A 17894-nucleotide genomic window follows, 5' to 3' on the forward strand; every position below is an offset into this window, starting at 1 on the left:
TTGAAGTTTTACGCACACTTCGAAAGGAGGGTAAAACGACACACGTGTTGTTTTTGCCTGCCCGGTGTTGTTTCCACTCAGCCGGAAGCCGCACAGCGCTCATCTATCGTCCGTCTTTCCCTGATTTTGATGCCGCTGTTGCTGCTGGTTGCCATTTTGGGCGGGTATGTCATCGCCGGCAGGAAGCGGAACGGGGCTGGGTCTTTCCATGGTACAGGAGATTGCCCTTGCCAATGCGGATCTGTCTGCGTCGACGTGACTTTTATCAAGGGAAGACTTGATATGGGCGATGGGCTATCTATGTATGATATAGAGTTCTACACCGCTGATACGGAGTATGACTATGAAATCAATGCGGCAACCGGTACTGTCCACAGCAGAAGCCATGAGTCCATTCCCCAAATATCCGGAACGAATGCAACAGACAGTATTGGCACCTATATTGGTGTGGATCAGGCCAAAGAAAGCGCAGCGGAGCACGCAGGGGTGCCTGCATCGGAGGTGCCCTTTACGAAAGCAATGACTGAATAAAGCAATAAAATATAAACAATAAGCCGCCGGCCTTAGCATTTAAAATGCAATTATGCACTTTAAATGGTAAGGCCGGCTTTTGTATTTTTACTTTATTGATTTTCCCACATTCGAAAAAATTCATGACATCAAAACGCCCATTTAGTACGAGCAAGAAGATTTACGTATGCGTACATGTTAGTCTGGCATAAACTATACACTTTTTTTAAAGTAAAAAAACAAGGATAATGTGAGCATGATACATAGAAGAAAAAAACACACAGAAAATAGAAATAGTTTCCGCTGTTTGTCTGCCGTTCTCGTTTTCTTTTTACTGATTTCTCTCGTGCCGGCTTCCGGACTTACGGCCGATGCGGCAGCTCCGCTGGACGATCCCATTGTCCTCGATGAAAGCGGAACAGCAACCGTTCGGCTGAGGCATGGGCAGAAGATGACTCTGGCGATTCCGCTGGGCTACAGACTTGAGATTCAGGAAATTCTGCCCCAGGGCAGCAGGTATACACCGTCTGTTCAGACGGACATAGGGGGTGTGGAGACGAATACATCGGGTACTCCGACAACCGGTTCGCAGGAAATCGACGATAACGCAGTTATCGCTTACGTCAATACCTTTGAAGCGATTGTTCCGACAGGCATAACACCGGAGGCGGATCCGATATGGGTTCTGCTTCTTTCCGCAGTGCTTCTGGCTTCGGCAGCCATCGTGCCGGCAGTGATCTGCAGACACAGACGGGGACCTGGTGTTCTGCTATCGCCTGGATAAGAACTATGCCGCGCAGGATGCGCTTGTTTTGAAGATGAAAGGGCAGCTGCAGGTGCGCCGTGTGGTGGCTGCAGCAGGTGATACGGTGGATATCACAGAAGATGCTCTGATCATCAACGGTGCAGTCCAGCAGCGTATCAATTATTTGACCTTGGAGTACTGCAAATGTTTTATGGACTGCACATGTCTGCGTGGCACCTTTGCTGCAAAAGCCATCGTCCTCCAGGCAGCGGTTAATGCGGAGTTTTGTAATCTGTAATTTCATTTTACCTCACCTGCTCATCTTCATAATAATCAAACTGCACCTTCAAGGAACAGTATAGTTTGAAATTGGATGAGCGGCCTTGCCATGTACTCAATTGGACCTTTCATGTACTCGATTTTTATTTTGCGTGGAATAGAAATAAAAATTGAGTACATTGAATCCACAGGCAAAAGGGAGTATAATAGAAACAGGCGGTATCGCCAGGAACAGGTTAGGGGGGTATAATTAATGAGTAAGAATACATTGTGGGTTACACAGACAGCGGTCCTCGCTGCACTTTTGATTGTCATGCAGGCGGCAACGGCGGCTCTTGGAAATACGATTGTTACCGGCTCTATTGTCAATCTGATTTTAATAATCTCGGTGATGATTGCCGGCCTTTCATCCGGCCTGACAGTGGCTGTGATTTCTCCCATCTTTGCAAAACTTTTGGGGATTGGACCCTTGTGGCCCCTGATTCCCTTTATCATTGCCGGAAATATAGTTCTCGTTTTAATTTGGCATTTTCTTGGTAAACGCACCTTTGGAAAGCCAATTGTTGTATACATCATTACCCTTATCGCGGCGGCAGCCGGAAAATTTTTGATGCTATACATTGGAATTGTCCGGGTGGCTGTTCCGTATCTGCTTAATCTGCCGGAGCCACAAGCAGCAACAATATCCGGCATGTTCTCAGTTCCTCAGCTGTTTACAGCTTTAATCGGCGGGACCATTGCTGCGGTAATACTTCCCTTGTTAAAGAAAGCTGTTAAAAATTAAAGCAATTTGGTTTGTTTTGCCTGGAATTTATCTTTGCTCAAACGAGAATTTTTATGAGCAGATGACAGGCTTTTTTCAGGTTGGATATATCCATTGAAAGGGGGCTGACGTAATGAAATTTCTCCATATTGCAGACCTGCATATTGGCAAGCGGGTCAACGAATTTCGTATGATTGAGGATCAGAAGTGGATATTAAATCAGATTTTGGATATAACGGATAAAGAAAAACCGGACGGTATCCTTATCGCCGGTGATGTTTATGATAAAAGCCAGCCTTCTGCGGAAGCGGTTGAACTTCTGGATGATTTTCTGACAAAACTGACGGTTTATAAAAAGCCGGTTTTTATAGTCAGCGGAAACCATGATTCTCCGGAACGTCTGGGATTCGGGAGCCGTATTATGCAGAAACATGGACTTTATATTGCGGGGGTATTTGATGGAACATTGCAAAAGATTACATTGGAGGATGATTACGGGCCTGTAAATATCTGCTTACTTCCATTTTTAAAACCGGCGATGGTAAAGCCTTTCTTCGAACAGCCCATTGAGACCTATGATGGAGCAGTGCGTACCGTTCTTTCTGATGCGGAAATTGACAGGCAGCAGCGGAATATTCTTGTGGCTCATCAGTTTGTGAGCTATGCTGCACAGGAGCCGGAGCGTTCCGATTCAGAGACGCTCTCCATTGGAGGACTTGATAACGTGGATGCTTCTGCTTTCGATGCTTTTGACTATGTGGCATTGGGACATCTGCACGGGCCTCAGCGAATAGGACGGGAGACTGTGCGTTATGCAGGTTCCCCTCTTAAATATTCTTTTTCTGAGGCACATCATCATAAATCGGCAGTTTTGGTGGAACTTCAGGAAAAGGGAAGTGTGAAGTTCAACCTTCTGCCCTTTCTGCCGCTGCATAATTTAAGGGAGATCAGGGGTCCGATGAAAGAACTGATTCGTGCAGGAAGGGAAGATTCCTCAGGCTCTGATGACTATATACATGCAACGCTTACGGATGAAGAGGAAATCTATGATGCGATTGGCCAGATGAGGCAGGTTTATCCCAATTTGATGGTGCTGGATTTGGACAACAGCCGCAGCAGGAAGGCGCTCATATCACAGACTGCCGCTTCCCGCGATGATGCAGGAAAAAGACCGCTCGCGCTCTTCGGGGATTTTTACAGATTGCAGAATAACAAGGAGCTGGATCCGGAACAATTGCGTGTTATGGAACAGATCTTTGAACAGGCAGGAGGGGAAAGCATTTGAAGCCTTTATGTATAACCATGAGCGCTTTTGGACCTTATGCTGATAAAACAGAGGTGGATTTGGAAGCATTTGGCGGACAAGGTTTGTTTCTCATTACCGGAGATACCGGGGCAGGCAAGACAACAATCTTTGATGCTGTTGCATTTGCGTTGTTTGGCGAGGCAAGCGGTTCCACCAGAACCGTGGATACACTGCGAAGTGATTTTGCCGATGTATCTGTTAAAACTTATGTGGAACTTAAGTTTCTGCATCGGAATAAGATATATTTGATTAGAAGAAATCCCAGGTATGAACGTCCCAAAAAGAATGGGGACGGATTCACTACAGAGAGTGCGGACGCTGTTCTGACACTGCCTGATGGAGCGGTAATCACTGGATTTCGCGAAGTTTCCGCCAGGATTGTTGAGCTTCTGGGGATTACATGCCGTCAGTTTAAGCAGATTGTTATGATTGCACAAGGAGAATTTCTTCAGCTTCTGCTTGCAGACAGCAAGGAGAGAGGGGATATTTTTCGGCGTGTGTTTGACACAGAGCTTTACCAGACTGCCGGACACCTGTTAAAGGATAGAGAACGGGAAGCCAGAAGAAAATGTGATGATGCGGAAAAAAGTATTTTACAATATTTTTCCGGAATTTTCTGCCCGGATGATGCGAAAGGGCAGCAGCTATTCCATAAACTCGAAGAAGCAACCATCCATGCAGCAGCTGAAATCCATACCGATTTACAGACGGTTGTCTCTGCAGACCGTAATTGTCTGGAGAAGCGAAAGCAGGAGGCGGAACATCTGGACGAAAAACTGGCTGCCGGGATAACCGCTTTAGAACAGGCCCATGCGGTTAACCGGCTGTTCCGTGATTTGGAAACAGCGGGGAGCAGAAAAACGAAACTTTTGGAAAGGCAGACCGGGCAGATTGAGGTGCAGAAGGAACTGCAGCAGGCCGAGCAGGCACTTTATCTTATTCTTCCGTTAGAGAAGGATTTTCTGCGCGAACAGGAGAACGGAAAAAAACTGATACAGAGGATTTCCGGCCTGGAGGAAGAGATACATATGCAGACGGAAAAGTTAAAAATCGCTGAGGAAGCCTATCTGTATGAGCTTGCGAAGAATCCGGAACGTGAACGCCTGGCTTCCGAGGTGTCGCACCTTACAAAATCCCTGCCTCGGTATGCCCATGCGGAACAACTGAAAAAGGAAGTGACACGTCTGTCAGACAGCCAGAAGAAAATACAGGAAGAACTTGATGTGCTCCATCAGCAAAAGGAGGATTCTCTTGAAAAAAGAAAGAAACTCGAAGGGGAACTGGAAAAGCTGGAAGGGCTGGAACTGAAGCTGGCTGCGTGCGGGCAGGAAGCAAAGCAGATGGATGCCTTACAGACAGCACTGGAAGGTCTGAAGGAGGATTTTGACGGGGTTTTCTCCATGAAGAAGGAAAGCGAAGAACTGCAGAAAAGTTTTTTACAGCTGCAGGCAGCCTTTGAGTCGGATAACCGAAGCTATATGGAACATGAAATTGCATTTTTCCGTGAGCAGGCAGGACTTATGGCGGAAGGTCTAAAAGAAGGGGAACCATGCCCGGTATGCGGTTCAACCGTGCACCCCGATAAAGCGAAAACTTCTGCAGGAGCGCCCAGTGAGGCAAAGCTAAATACGCTTAAGCAAACCGCAGAACGTTCCCGCCAGAAAATGCAGCGAATCAGCGAACAGGTTAAAGCAAAGCTGGCAGAAATACAGTTTGCAGAGAAACATCTGGAGCAAAGAGCCAGTATGCATTTTTCTGATATATCCAAAGACGTCCTTCTCTTGCAGCTGCCAAAACTTACTGCGGCCGCACTTGCCGGGTGTCTGGAGCGCAGGGAAGCGAATAAGGCAGAAATAGAAGGGCTGGAGAAAAAAGTATCCTTTAAAATACGTTGCGGGGAGCAGATAGATGCACTGGAATCGGCTATTCTGGGGGTACAGGAGAGAACCGGATTCCTGGAACAAGAAAAGATCCTTCTTCTTTCAGAGCTGTCTTCGAAAACCGGGGAACTAAAAAGTCTTCAGGATTCACTCACCTATGAAGACCGGGAGAAGGCAATGGCAGCCATCCAAGCATGGACCCGCGAGCTGGAAGGGTTAAAGGAATCCCTTAGCCGGTCGGAATCTGAATTTTATACGGTTCAAAACGGACGGAACAGAAATCAGGCACTTCTGCTTGAGCACCAGGAAAGACAGGTGCAAAGCAGTGAGATGGAGCGTCAGGCAAGACAGGCATTTCTGGATAAGATTGTTTTTTGCGGATTTACAGATGAAGGAGCTTATCATCATGCAATGAAAACACAGGATGAAATCGATGAATTAAAATCTATGATTCATGAATATCAGGATGCTGTAAAGGCTAATGAACAAGATCTTGGGCGGCTTATGCATGAGACAGAAGGGAAGAAAAAACAGAATATCGAACAGCTTGAGGCGGAGCGCGACTGTCTAAGCCGGGAAAAAAAGAATATAGAAGAAATCATTTCGAAGATCACCTTGCGTTTGGGTACAAATGAACCGATTGAAAAGGCATTGGGCAGGATCCTTGCAGATTTTTCAAATAATCAGCAGGAATATCTTCTTGTAAGTAATCTGTCTAAGACAGCAAATGGCGAACTACCCGGAAAGCAAAAATTAGCTTTTGAACAGTATGTACAGGCAGCCTATTTTCAGCAGATTCTGGCGGAGGCAAACAAACGATTAAGAGGTATGACAAACAGCCGCTACGAATTGCGGCGCCGGGAGAATGCTGCGGATATGCGCTCTCAGACGGGACTGGAAATCGAAGTCCTGGATCAGTATACGGGACGGATACGTTCTGTAAAATCCCTCTCCGGCGGGGAATCATTTAAAGCGTCACTTTGCCTGGCTCTGGGACTTTCAGATGTAATCCAAAGCTATGCCGGAGGCGTGGAGATTGATACGCTGTTTATTGATGAAGGTTTTGGAGCATTGGATGCCGAATCTCTGGAACAGGCAATCCAAACGCTGGCAGGACTTGCTTCCGGTAACCGGCTGGTAGGCATCATCTCACATGTCAGCGAATTAAAGGAGCGGATCGACCGGCAGATTCAGATTACCAAAAGTAATCATGGAAGCAGCATTCACAGAACCGTTTAACCAAAATAAGGGGCCCGCAGTCTGAAACCCTGTGAGCCCCTTTTCTTTAAGCCAGATTACTGTCTTTTACACGTTCATAATTATCCGCTACAGCCTTCCAGTCGATAACATTATAAAATGCTTTCACATAGTCGGCACGGACATTTTTATATTTCAGATAATAAGCATGTTCCCAGACATCAATTCCCAGAATCGGAACATATCCCCAGTCCTCCATCAGAGGATTATCCTGGTTGGGACTGGAGGAGAGCCTGAGTCTCCCATCGGAGTTGGCAGACAGCCAGGCCCATCCGGAGCCAAACTGGCCGACAGCCAGGCTGCTCAGCTTTTCCTGGAAAGCTGAAAAACTTCCAAACTCATCATGGATCAGATTTGCAAAGGCACCTGCGGGTTCTCCGCCGCCATTCGGGCTGATGGTGGAGAAATAAAGATTGTGGTTAAAGAATCCACCGCCGTTGTTCCGGAGGGTCTGGCGTAATGAATTGTCCTTAATATCCCACAGTGAGGATAATAAGTTTTCAATATTTTTATCCATACCCGCCTTTGCCACTGCGTCGTTCAGATTTTTGGTGTAAGTGGCGTGGTGTTTGGAGTAGTGGGTTTCCATCGTCAGCGCATCGATATGCGGATCCAGTGCATCATAGGAATAGGGTAGTTTATATTGTGTATACATAAAGATACCTCCTTAATTTCAGGTATTTCCATTAATGGTTAGTTAAGACTAACGTCTATAAGAGAATTATACCCATATATACTAAATATGTCAAGTATCTTTTTTCCTAATCAGAATTGAGCTGCTGGCTGAACTGTTACATTTCAGATATATACTGGCATAATTCGCTATATTTTCCTGAGAATAATGGTTGAGATGCTATTTAGCTTTTGATATAATGAGCTTTGGAGTCTATTAAGAAGATTATCAGGAGGAGAAAATGAACATTAAACAGGAAATCAGCCCGAAAAAAGTACAGGCGGATGCTGAAAAAAACTTTAGAGACGGATATTTTTGCTGCGAGGCACTTGTAGCGGCAATCCGGGATAATTTCGAACTGGATGTACCGGAGGAGGTAATTGCGATGGCCTCAGGTATGGCAGTAGGCGCAGGACGTTCCGGCTGTATGTGCGGAGCACTGAATGGAGGGATTCTTGCTTTGGGGTTATTTTTTGGCAGAACCGAAAAGAAGGGACCTGGAGACCCAAAGGTTCAAAAGTGTATGAAACTCACGAATGAACTGCATGACTGGTTCAAAAAGGAAAATGGAAAAAATGCTGTCTGTTGCCGTATATTGACAAAGGAATTTGATATGGGAAAAGGTGAGCATAAGGAGCAGTGCATTCATTTCACAGGATTATGTGCATGGAAGGTTGCGGATATTATCATTCGCGAACTGGGCCTTCTTAATCTGGATGTCCAAGGTGCATGAATTACAGAAGAACGGGGAGAAAGACGAGATGAAAGATACAATTAAGAAAGTGCCGATACCGCTTTGCGGTGTTATGCTGGGTATGGCTGCCCTTGGAAATCTATTACAAAGCTATTCAGAAGGGGCGCGCTATGTATGCGGAGGCGTGGCAGGCATTTTACTGGTGCTGATTCTTCTAAAGGTGATTATGTTTCCTGAAATGATAAGGGATGATTTGAAAAATCCAATTATGGCAAGCATAGCGGGGACATTTCCCATGGCACTTATGTTGCTTAGTGTTTATGCAAAACCGCTGATTGGGCAAGCGGCATATTACATATGGATACTTGCGATTTTACTTCATATTGCTCTGATGATTTATTTTACGGTGAAATTTGTCTTCCGGCTGCAGATGCCAAAGGTATTTGCGAGTTATTACATTATATATATAGGAATAGTGGTCGGATCTATTACGGCACCGGCGTATGAAAAACAGGGAATCGGTACCGCATTGTTCTGGTTTGGGTTTGCTGCGTTACTTGTGCTTTTCGTCCTGGTCACGATCCGCTATATAAAATATAAGGAAGTCCAGGAACCTGCCAAACCCCTTATCTGTATCTATGCGGCACCGGTAAGTCTTTGCGTTGCGGGATATGTTCAGTCGGTGACACCTAAGTCATATGCCCTTTTGGTGGGGATGTATGTTGCAGCCTGTATTCTGTATATATTCGCTTTCGTAAAGGCAGTCGGGTATCTAAAACTGCCGTTTTATCCAAGTTACTCTGCGTTCACTTTTCCATTTGTAATCAGTGCAATTGCCTCAAAGCAGACGATGGCATGCCTGGCAAATATGGGACGCCCGCTTTTTGCATTACAGTATATCGTGCTGTTTGAGACGATTGCAGCAGCCGTGATGGTGATCTACACACTGATTAGGTTTGGAAAGTTTATTTTAGGGAAAGCTTAGATAAAAGCCGCGTTGAAAAATGGCTTGACTTTTCTGTTTTGTGAGGCTATAATGTGTAAGCGTGCATTTATGGATATTTTTTTGTGCGCAATTTTATATGAGATAAAGCAACCGAGACCCCGCGGGAAGCGGAGATTCTATCAGGAGGTGAATTGGAATGCCAACATTTAATCAGTTAGTAAGAAAAGGACGTCAGACTTCCGTAAAAAAATCTGATGCACCGGCTCTTCAGAAAAACTTTAACTCTCTTCAGAAAAAGACATCAGATATGTCTTCACCACAGAAGCGTGGCGTATGTACAGCAGTTAAGACAGCAACCCCTAAGAAGCCGAACTCAGCCCTTAGAAAAATTGCCAGAGTTCGTCTCTCCAATGGTATTGAAGTGACAAGCTATATTCCGGGTGAAGGACATAATCTTCAGGAGCATAGTGTTGTTCTGATCCGTGGAGGAAGAGTTAAGGACCTGCCAGGTACAAGATATCACATTATCCGTGGTACACTGGATACAGCAGGTGTCGCTAACAGAAAACAGGCCCGTTCCAAATACGGCGCAAAGAGACCTAAAAGCAAATAAGTTGTAAACAAAAGACTTAAGGTCTTGTGAGGTTTGCTGAAGAAGCAATACTGATTAAAAGATTCGAAGTTATCTAGTATCACAGATATCTATGGTTGTACGGTATTCCTTAACCTTTCACGGTTGCAGGTTAATAGAGATTTACCAGTGCGAACATACATTATATGTGTGAGTACCTGAGATCTAATCGGATTATGATTAAGGAGGGAAGTAACGTGCCACGTAAAGGACATACTCAAAAAAGAGATGTTTTAGCAGATCCGTTGTACAATAACAAAGTGGTAACCAAGCTTATCAACAACATCATGTTAGATGGTAAGAGGGGTGTTGCACAGAAGATTGTCTACGGTGCATTTGCTAAAGTTGAAAAAAAGGCTGAGAAGCCAGCGCTTGAAGTATTCGAAGAAGCTATGAATAATATTATGCCGGTTCTTGAAGTAAAAGCAAGACGTATCGGTGGAGCTACCTACCAGGTACCAATTGAGGTAAGACCGGAAAGACGTCAGGCATTAGCTCTTCGTTGGCTTACGACGTATTCTCGTAAGAGAGGCGAAAAGACAATGGAGGACAGACTGGCCAATGAGCTTATGGATGCTATGAACAGTACAGGCGCATCTGTTAAGAAGAAAGAAGACATGCATAAGATGGCAGAGGCCAACAAAGCTTTTGCACATTACAGATTTTAATCTGCTGCAGGTCTTAGGTGAGAAGGATTTGAGCTGTTGTCAAATTCTGATCGCAGTTTAGACTAAAACAGGAGGAAAATATTTTGGCTGGAAGAGAATATCCATTAGAGAGAACCAGAAATATCGGTATTATGGCTCATATTGATGCTGGAAAGACTACACTTACAGAGCGTATTCTTTATTATACCGGTGTTAACTATAAGATTGGCGATACTCACGAAGGAACTGCTACCATGGACTGGATGGAACAGGAGCAGGAACGTGGTATTACCATTACTTCAGCCGCTACCACCTGTCATTGGACACATCAGGAGAAAACCGAAACACAGCCGGGTGCCTTAGAGCACCGTATCAATATTATTGATACTCCCGGACACGTTGATTTTACCGTTGAAGTTGAGCGGTCCTTACGTGTACTGGACGGAGCTATCGGTGTATTCTGTGCAAAGGGTGGCGTTGAGCCGCAGTCTGAAAATGTATGGCGTCAGGCAGATACCTACAATGTACCCCGTATGGCATTCATCAATAAGATGGATATCCTGGGTGCGGATTTCTACAATGCTGTAGATCAGATTAAGACTCGTCTGGGTAAAAATACAATCATTCTCCAGCTGCCGATTGGTAAGGAGGATGAGTTTAAGGGAGTTATTGACCTTATGGAGATGCAGGCCTACATCTATAACGATGATAAGGGCGAGGACATCACCGTATGTGATATTCCTGAAGACATGCAGGATGATGCAGAACTGTATCATACGGAAATGGTTGAAAAGATTTGCGAGCTGGATGACGAATTGATGATGCGTTATCTGGAGGATGATATTCCGTCCGTTGACGAATTGAAAGCAGTCTTGCGTAAAGGAACCTGTGAATGTACGGCTATTCCGGTATGCTGTGGAACCGCTTACAGAAATAAAGGTGTTCAGAAGCTGCTGGATGCAGTTATTGATTATATGCCATCTCCCATTGATATCCCCCGATTGACGGTGTGGATCTGGAGGGGAATGAAGTCGTGAGACATTCTTCTGACGAAGAACCTTTCTCCGCTCTGGCATTTAAAATCATGACAGACCCGTTTGTCGGGAAACTGGCATACTTCAGAGTATATTCCGGTACCATGAACGCCGGTTCTTATGTATACAACTCTACAAAGGGTAAGAAAGAGCGTGTCGGACGTATTCTTCAGATGCATGCGAACAAGAGAGCAGAGCTGGACAAGGTATATTCCGGAGATATTGCAGCGGCAATCGGATTTAAATTCACCACAACAGGTGATACGATCTGTGATGAGCAGCATCAGGTAATTCTGGAATCCATGGAATTCCCGGAACCGGTTATCGAGCTGGCTATTGAACCTAAGACAAAAGCCGGACAGGGTAAGCTGGGTGAGGCTCTTGCGAAGCTCGCAGAAGAAGATCCTACATTCCGTGCGCATACGAATAAAGAGACAGGACAGACAATTATTGCAGGTATGGGTGAGCTCCATCTGGAAATCATCGTAGACCGTCTGCTCCGTGAGTTCCATGTTGAGGCCAATGTAGGTGCTCCGCAGGTTGCATATAAGGAGACCATCACAAAAGAGGCAGACGTGGACAGCAAATATGCAAAACAGTCCGGTGGACGTGGACAGTATGGACACTGTAAAGTTAAGTTTGCACCTATGGATGCAAATGCCGAAGAGATTTATAAGTTTGAATCTTCTGTTGTCGGCGGAGCGATTCCGAAGGAATATATCCCGGCAGTAGGCGAAGGTATCGAAGAGGCTATGAAGGCCGGTATTCTCGGTGGATTCCCTGTTGTGGGCATCTCTGCAAATGTATACGATGGTTCCTACCATGAGGTCGATTCATCTGAGATGGCATTTCACATTGCCGGTTCTCTGGCATTTAAAGAAGCTATGCAGAAGGCGGCTCCGGTTTTGCTTGAGCCTATTATGAAGGTTGAAGTATCCACTCCGGAAGACTATATGGGTGATGTTATCGGTGATATCAATTCCCGCCGTGGCCGTATTGAAGGTATGGATGATATCGGCGGTGGTAAGATGATCCGCGGATTTGTGCCGCTGGCTGAGATGTTCGGATATGCAACAGATTTGCGTTCCAGGACACAGGGCCGTGGTAACTACTCCATGTTCTTTGACAGATACGAGCCGGTTCCCAAGTCTGTACAGGAGAAAGTTCTGTCTGCAAAGGCAAAATAAAGCAAAACATGCTTGCAAAACCCTTGATTTTGCAATATAATCAAGGGTAGCAGGCTACGAAATAGTGGAGAGTTTATCTCCTGATGCGGATATCCGCAAAACTAAAAGAGGCCCCATGAGGCACAGATTTATAAGGAGGATTTTTTAAAATGGCTAAGGCTAAATTTGAAAGAACAAAACCCCATTGTAACATTGGTACCATTGGACACGTTGACCATGGTAAGACAACTTTAACAGCAGCAATCACAAAAACTTTATCCGAAAGAGTTGCCGGAAACGCAGCTGTAGCTTTTGATAATATCGATAAAGCTCCGGAAGAAAGAGAGCGTGGTATCACTATCTCTACTTCTCACGTTGAATATGAGACAGATAAAAGACATTACGCACATGTTGACTGCCCAGGCCATGCCGATTATGTAAAGAACATGATCACAGGTGCTGCTCAGATGGACGGCGCTATCCTTGTTGTTGCTGCAACTGACGGTGTTATGGCTCAGACAAAGGAGCATATCCTTCTGTCTCGTCAGGTAGGTGTTCCTTATATCGTAGTATTTATGAACAAATGCGATATGGTAGATGACGAAGAACTGCTTGAACTGGTAGACATGGAGATCCGTGAGCTGCTGAACGAGTATGAGTTCCCGGGAGATGACACACCGATCATTCAGGGTTCCGCTCTGAAAGCTCTGGAAGATCCTTCAGGAGAGTGGGGCGACAAGATCATGGAACTTATGGATGCTGTTGACAGCTGGATTCCGGATCCTCAGCGTGCTACAGATCAGCCGTTCCTGATGCCTGTAGAAGACGTTTTCACAATCACAGGCCGTGGTACAGTTGCTACCGGACGTGTTGAGCGTGGTATTCTGCATCTGAATGACGAAGTTGAAATTGTTGGTATCAAAGAAGAGACACGTAAAACTGTTGTAACCGGTATCGAGATGTTCCGTAAACTTCTGGATGAGGCTCAGGCTGGTGATAATATCGGTGCTCTGCTTCGTGGTGTTCAGAGAACTGACATCGAAAGAGGACAGGTACTTTCCAAACCGGGTTCTGTTACCTGCCATACAAAATTTACAGCTCAGGTTTACGTTTTGACAAAAGACGAGGGTGGTCGTCATACACCTTTCTTCAATAACTATCGTCCTCAGTTCTATTTCAGAACAACCGACGTTACCGGCGTTATCAATCTTCCGGAAGGCACAGAGATGTGTATGCCTGGCGATAACGTAGAGATGACAATCGAACTGATTCATCCAATCGCTATGGAGCAGGGTCTTACTTTCGCTATCCGTGAAGGTGGACGTACAGTTGGATCAGGCCGTGTTGCTACAGTTATTGAGTAATTAAATCTGAATATAGATTCGTACCGTAAGGTACATTGTGTCCAAGTGTAAGATGCCCGTAGAACTTAGGTTCTACGGGTTTTTCTGTTTTTTAAAACATTTTGAAAATTAACCCAGTCGGATAATCATCAATGAGGCACCCAGGCTGTTACCCAGGAGTGTTGCAGCTCCTGTAATCACGGGAGCATACATTTGTAATCGAATGGTAGTGCCTGCTGACAGACTCATCTCAATTTCATTATAGAACTGCGATAAGGTGAGAGCGGGAGGAACAATGGATTGTGTTACAATTCCTCCATTGATTACGAGGCGCGTTCCAAGCAAAACAGCCGCAGTAGTATTGACATGGTATGAAATACGGTACAATCCGGCAGTATTAACTGTAACCGTAGTATTGCCTCCGGTTAAAGTAATATCCGGTGAAAATAGCTGTACATTGGGAAAGGTGATATCTGTACCTCCGAGTAATACTGCAATAAGCCCACCGCTGGTATTTGCTGCAAAGCCGGCTGTAGCAGTAGGCGGAGGTGTAGATGCTGCGGAGCCGGCAGATCCCATGGGGCCTGTTTCTCCGTCCGGTCCGGTGGGTCCGCCCGCTCCGGAAGGCCCGTCAGGCCCGGCGTGTCCTGTAGGTCCTGCCATTTCAGATGCAGATAATGCCTGCTGCATTTTGGATTTTAGCAAAAGCTGATTATAGGAGGCGTTTTGTAAAAGATTTTGGATACTCTCATTGGTTTTGAGCAAATCATCAATTGTTGCTGCAGGCCCGGTGGCTCCCGGTAGTGTTCCTAAAACATATTGAAGCTTTTCCCCTTCAGCATTAATGATATGACTAAGGGACAACTCTTCAAGTGCTATGGATGATAAGATCATCGTCAAAGCCTGTTCCTGTGAAAAATCAGGATTCGGCTCCGGAAATTCAGGCATAGACACTAAATCACCTCCTTTTAATAAAATATATGACGAAAGTCTACAAAAAGTGACAAATTTACCCTTTTTTCATTTTGCAAAATTGATGGATGAGAAAAGCGTGAAGCGATTGACAGTTTAAAATATAAACTTTATACTTGAAATAGTTAAGTCTTATTTTGAAAGAGGTACCATTATAAATGCATACAGGAAAAAACAATGAACGAGAATAAACAAAGCCACAAGCGGAGGGTTCGCTACAAAGGAACCCATCCGAAGAGCTATCAGGAAAAGTACAAAGAGCTGAACCCGGAAAAGTACCCGGAAACAATTGAGCGGGTAATTCAAAAGGGCGGTACACCGGTTGGGACGCATATTCCAATCTGTGTAAAAGAGATTCTGGAATTTCTACAGATTAAACCGGGACAGAAAGGTCTTGATGCGACACTTGGCTATGGTGGGCACAGCAGGGAAATGATGAAGTGCCTTCAGTTTCAGGGACATCTCTACGCGCTGGATGTTGATGCGGCTGAGATGGAGAAGACCAGAAAACGTTTAGAACAAGCCGGTTTTGGAGCAGAGATATTTACCGCTCTTAACGTAAATTTCGCTGATATTGATCAAGTGACGGAAACCACAGGTAAGTTTGATTTTGTATTAGCTGATCTTGGCGTATCATCGATGCAGATTGACAATCCCGAAAGGGGATTTACCTATAAAAGAGAGGGCCCCCTGGATTTGCGCCTTAATCAGGCAAAAGGAATTTCCGCGGCCGAACGTCTTAAGCATATTACGAAAGCAGAGCTTGTGGGGATGCTGACAGAGAATGCGGATGAACCATATGCAGAAGAGATTGCAGCAGCGGTGGCAGCAAGAAACAGAAAAGAGCAGTCCATTCTGACGACTTATGATCTGCGGAATCTTATCGATCAAACACTGAGATTCGTCCCGGCGGATAAGCGCAAAGATGCTGTCAACAAATCCTGCCAGCGGACCTTCCAGGCACTTCGGATTGATGTCAACCAGGAGTTTGAAGTGTTGTATGAATTTCTGCAGAAACTTCCGGGTATACTTAATCCCGGCGGACGGGCAGCAATCCTTACCTTTCATTCGGGGGAAGACCGGATTGTTAAGAAATTATTCAAAGAGGGCCAAAAAGTGGGTGACTATTCAGCGGTTGCTGCTGATGTGATTCGTCCGTCTGCGGAGGAATGCCATAGAAATAGCCGGGCTCGTTCCACGAAGATGCGCTGGGCAATAAAAGCATAAAAGATAGGAGAACATTATGAATCAGGTATATGAAAAATTAATGAAATGCCATGAGAGCCTAAGGGGGCATACGCAATTTGAGCCGGAAATTGCAATGGTACTGGGATCGGGCTTAGGGAGCTTTGCCGATAAGATAAAGGTTGAGGATGTATTGGATTACAAGGACATCGAAGGCTTTCCTGTTTCTACCGTGGCGGGGCATAAGGGCCGGTTTGTATTCGGATATATAGGGGATATCAAGGTAGTTATTATGCAGGGAAGGGTTCATTATTATGAAGGATATGAGATGTCTGACGTCGTTCTTCCAACCAGACTGATGAAGCTGATGGGGGCCGGAACCCTTTTTCTGACAAATGCCGCAGGAAGCATTAACTATGGATTTAAAGCGGGGGATTTTATGCTGATCCGGGATCATATTATGAATTTTGTACCGTCACCGCTGATCGGTCCGAATATTGATGAGCTGGGATGCAGATTCCCGGATATGGCACACATCTATGATGAGTCCTGCCGGCAGGTGATTAAAGACACCGCTCTTGCGGAAGGAATTCCACTGAAGGAGGGGATCTATATCCAGCTTTCAGGGCCTAATTTTGAAACTCCCTCAGAAGTAAGAATGTGCCGCATGCTGGGAGCAGATGCCGCCGGTATGAGTACCGCCTGTGAGGCAGTAGCCGCTCACCATATGGGCATGAAAGTATGTGGAATATCCTGTATGTCCAATGTGGCGGCAGATGCGGCGTTACAGCCCCTTACCCATGAAGAGGTACAGGAAACCATGGACAAAAAAGAGAAGCAGTTCACCCGGTTAATCACCGCCTGTGTGAGGAACCTTGCGAAAGAGAGGTGACCATCGATGAAAGCATTAGTTTTTAATGGAAAAGATATAAGCTATACGGAAGACTGCCCGAGGCCGGTGCCCCAGAAAACAGAAAGTCTGGTTAAAATCCATTTAGCTGCCATATGCAATACAGATAAAGAAATTCTAAAGGGATACCGCCCTGATTTTAAAGGGGTTATGGGACACGAATTTGTGGGAGAAGTAGTGGAATCACCGGACAGGAGTCTGATTGGAAAAAGAGTGGTCGGAGAGTTAAACGCCGGGTGCGGACATTGCATTTATTGCACAACAGGAAGAGAAAAACACTGTAACGACCGCAGAGTCATTGGCATGGAGAAAAAAGACGGATGCTTTGGCGAATATATGTCAATTGAAACGCATCTTCTTCATGAAGTACCGGATACACTAAAAGACGAAGAGGCGATTTTTACGGAGCCATTGGCGGCAGCTGTGGAAATCTTAAGCCAGATTCATATAAAGCCGGAGCAAAATGTAGCGGTTTTAGGTGACGGACGATTGGCCTATATGATTGCTCAGGTTATCTCTTTGACAGGTGTTGATCTGATAATTGTGGGTAAACACAGCGAAAAGCTGAAGAAGTTTGAAAAACTGGGAACAACATGCAAGGATACCGGGGAGACTTTTGAAGTTGTAATTGATGCAACCGGTTCACCTACAGGAATCACAAGTGCGCAAAAGCTGGTCCGGAACCAGGGAACGATTATACAAAAGAGCACATATGCGGGAAAAACGGAAGTTGATCTGAGTTTGTTTGCGGTACATGAGGTGACGCTTAAGGGAAGCCGCTGCGGTCCGTTTAGACCAGCACTGAATCTGCTGACCAGAGGCTATGTCAGTTTTCCGGAAATTGAATTACATTCTCTGGAGGATTATAAAGCAGCATTTGAATCCAAGGCTTTTAAAGTTGGATTTGCTGTCAACAGATGAAAAGGTCTTTCATAACAGACAAGGAGAAGAAG

At 45.3% G+C, this 17894-nt stretch carries 16 protein-coding genes and 1 pseudogene; 15 read left to right on the forward strand and 2 right to left on the reverse strand.

All coding sequences use genetic code 11. The annotated features are described in order from the left end of the window. The 6 genes from KNL20_RS01695 (at position 1) to KNL20_RS01720 (ending at position 6722) form a co-directional block, all read left to right on the forward strand. Positions 1-531: a PepSY domain-containing protein gene (locus KNL20_RS01695; protein ID WP_230398935.1), complete on the forward strand. Its 531-nt coding sequence runs from the start codon at positions 1-3 to the stop codon at positions 529-531. A 235-nt stretch (positions 532-766) separates the two neighbouring features. Further along, on the forward strand, positions 767-1294 hold the full coding sequence (locus KNL20_RS01700) for a hypothetical protein (protein ID WP_230398936.1): 528 nt from the start codon (positions 767-769) through the stop codon (positions 1292-1294). 28 nt (positions 1295-1322) lie between these two features. Continuing rightward, the gene (locus KNL20_RS01705; protein ID WP_230398937.1) at positions 1323-1553 is read left to right on the forward strand and encodes a S26 family signal peptidase; all 231 of its coding nucleotides are present in this window, start codon (positions 1323-1325) and stop codon (positions 1551-1553) included. A 234-nt stretch (positions 1554-1787) separates the two neighbouring features. Continuing rightward, complete coding sequence (locus KNL20_RS01710; RefSeq protein WP_230398938.1) at positions 1788-2318, forward strand: ECF transporter S component; 531 nt, start codon at positions 1788-1790, stop codon at positions 2316-2318. A gap of 112 nt (positions 2319-2430) precedes the next feature. After that, complete coding sequence (locus tag KNL20_RS01715; protein ID WP_230398939.1) at positions 2431-3582, forward strand: exonuclease SbcCD subunit D; 1152 nt, start codon at positions 2431-2433, stop codon at positions 3580-3582. Next, the gene (locus tag KNL20_RS01720; protein ID WP_230398940.1) at positions 3579-6722 is read left to right on the forward strand and encodes an AAA family ATPase; all 3144 of its coding nucleotides are present in this window, start codon (positions 3579-3581) and stop codon (positions 6720-6722) included. The genes KNL20_RS01715 and KNL20_RS01720 overlap by 4 nt, the downstream gene beginning before the upstream one ends. A gap of 46 nt (positions 6723-6768) precedes the next feature. Here the strand turns inward: KNL20_RS01720 and KNL20_RS01725 are convergent, their stop codons facing one another. Beyond that, positions 6769-7395, reverse strand: coding sequence for a superoxide dismutase (locus KNL20_RS01725; protein ID WP_230398941.1), 627 nt, complete (start codon positions 7393-7395; stop codon positions 6769-6771). Between the two features lie 259 nt (positions 7396-7654). On the opposite strand from KNL20_RS01725, the gene KNL20_RS01730 reads away from it, so the two are divergent. From KNL20_RS01730 to tuf, 6 genes and pseudogenes are all read left to right on the forward strand, one after another. Next, entirely contained in the window at positions 7655-8146 is a 492-nt protein-coding gene (locus KNL20_RS01730; RefSeq protein WP_230398942.1) for a C-GCAxxG-C-C family protein, read from the forward strand. Positions 8147-8174: 28 nt separating this feature from the next. Next, positions 8175-9092, forward strand: a complete 918-nt coding sequence (locus KNL20_RS01735) for a TDT family transporter (RefSeq protein ID WP_230398943.1) — start codon at positions 8175-8177, stop codon at positions 9090-9092. Positions 9093-9249: 157 nt separating this feature from the next. Beyond that, positions 9250-9666, forward strand: a complete 417-nt coding sequence (rpsL, locus tag KNL20_RS01740) for a 30S ribosomal protein S12 (RefSeq protein WP_230398944.1) — start codon at positions 9250-9252, stop codon at positions 9664-9666. Positions 9667-9881: 215 nt separating this feature from the next. Next, on the forward strand, positions 9882-10352 hold the full coding sequence (rpsG, locus tag KNL20_RS01745) for a 30S ribosomal protein S7 (RefSeq protein ID WP_230398945.1): 471 nt from the start codon (positions 9882-9884) through the stop codon (positions 10350-10352). 83 nt (positions 10353-10435) lie between these two features. Beyond that, positions 10436-12552 (forward strand): annotated as a pseudogene (gene fusA / locus KNL20_RS16205) (elongation factor G). Between the two features lie 149 nt (positions 12553-12701). Continuing rightward, positions 12702-13895: an elongation factor Tu gene (tuf, locus tag KNL20_RS01755; protein ID WP_230398946.1), complete on the forward strand. Its 1194-nt coding sequence runs from the start codon at positions 12702-12704 to the stop codon at positions 13893-13895. 108 nt (positions 13896-14003) lie between these two features. On the opposite strand, the gene KNL20_RS01760 is transcribed toward tuf, so the two are convergent. Then, positions 14004-14822, reverse strand: coding sequence for a BclA C-terminal domain-containing protein (locus tag KNL20_RS01760; RefSeq protein WP_230400023.1), 819 nt, complete (start codon positions 14820-14822; stop codon positions 14004-14006). 201 nt (positions 14823-15023) lie between these two features. On the opposite strand from KNL20_RS01760, the gene rsmH reads away from it, so the two are divergent. The 3 genes from rsmH to KNL20_RS01775 are packed head-to-tail and all read left to right on the forward strand — an operon-like array spanning position 15024 to position 17862. Continuing rightward, the gene (gene rsmH / locus KNL20_RS01765) at positions 15024-16073 is read left to right on the forward strand and encodes a 16S rRNA (cytosine(1402)-N(4))-methyltransferase RsmH (protein ID WP_230398947.1); all 1050 of its coding nucleotides are present in this window, start codon (positions 15024-15026) and stop codon (positions 16071-16073) included. A 16-nt stretch (positions 16074-16089) separates the two neighbouring features. Further along, complete coding sequence (locus KNL20_RS01770) at positions 16090-16923, forward strand: purine-nucleoside phosphorylase (RefSeq protein ID WP_230398948.1); 834 nt, start codon at positions 16090-16092, stop codon at positions 16921-16923. Positions 16924-16929: 6 nt separating this feature from the next. Continuing rightward, positions 16930-17862 (forward strand): MDR/zinc-dependent alcohol dehydrogenase-like family protein, encoded by a 933-nt coding sequence (locus KNL20_RS01775; protein ID WP_230398949.1) that lies wholly within the window; start codon positions 16930-16932, stop codon positions 17860-17862. Positions 17863-17894: the final 32 nt, after the last annotated feature.

The organism is Novisyntrophococcus fermenticellae, from assembly GCF_018866245.1.
GTDB classification, from domain to species: Bacteria; Bacillota; Clostridia; order Lachnospirales; family Lachnospiraceae; genus Novisyntrophococcus; species Novisyntrophococcus fermenticellae.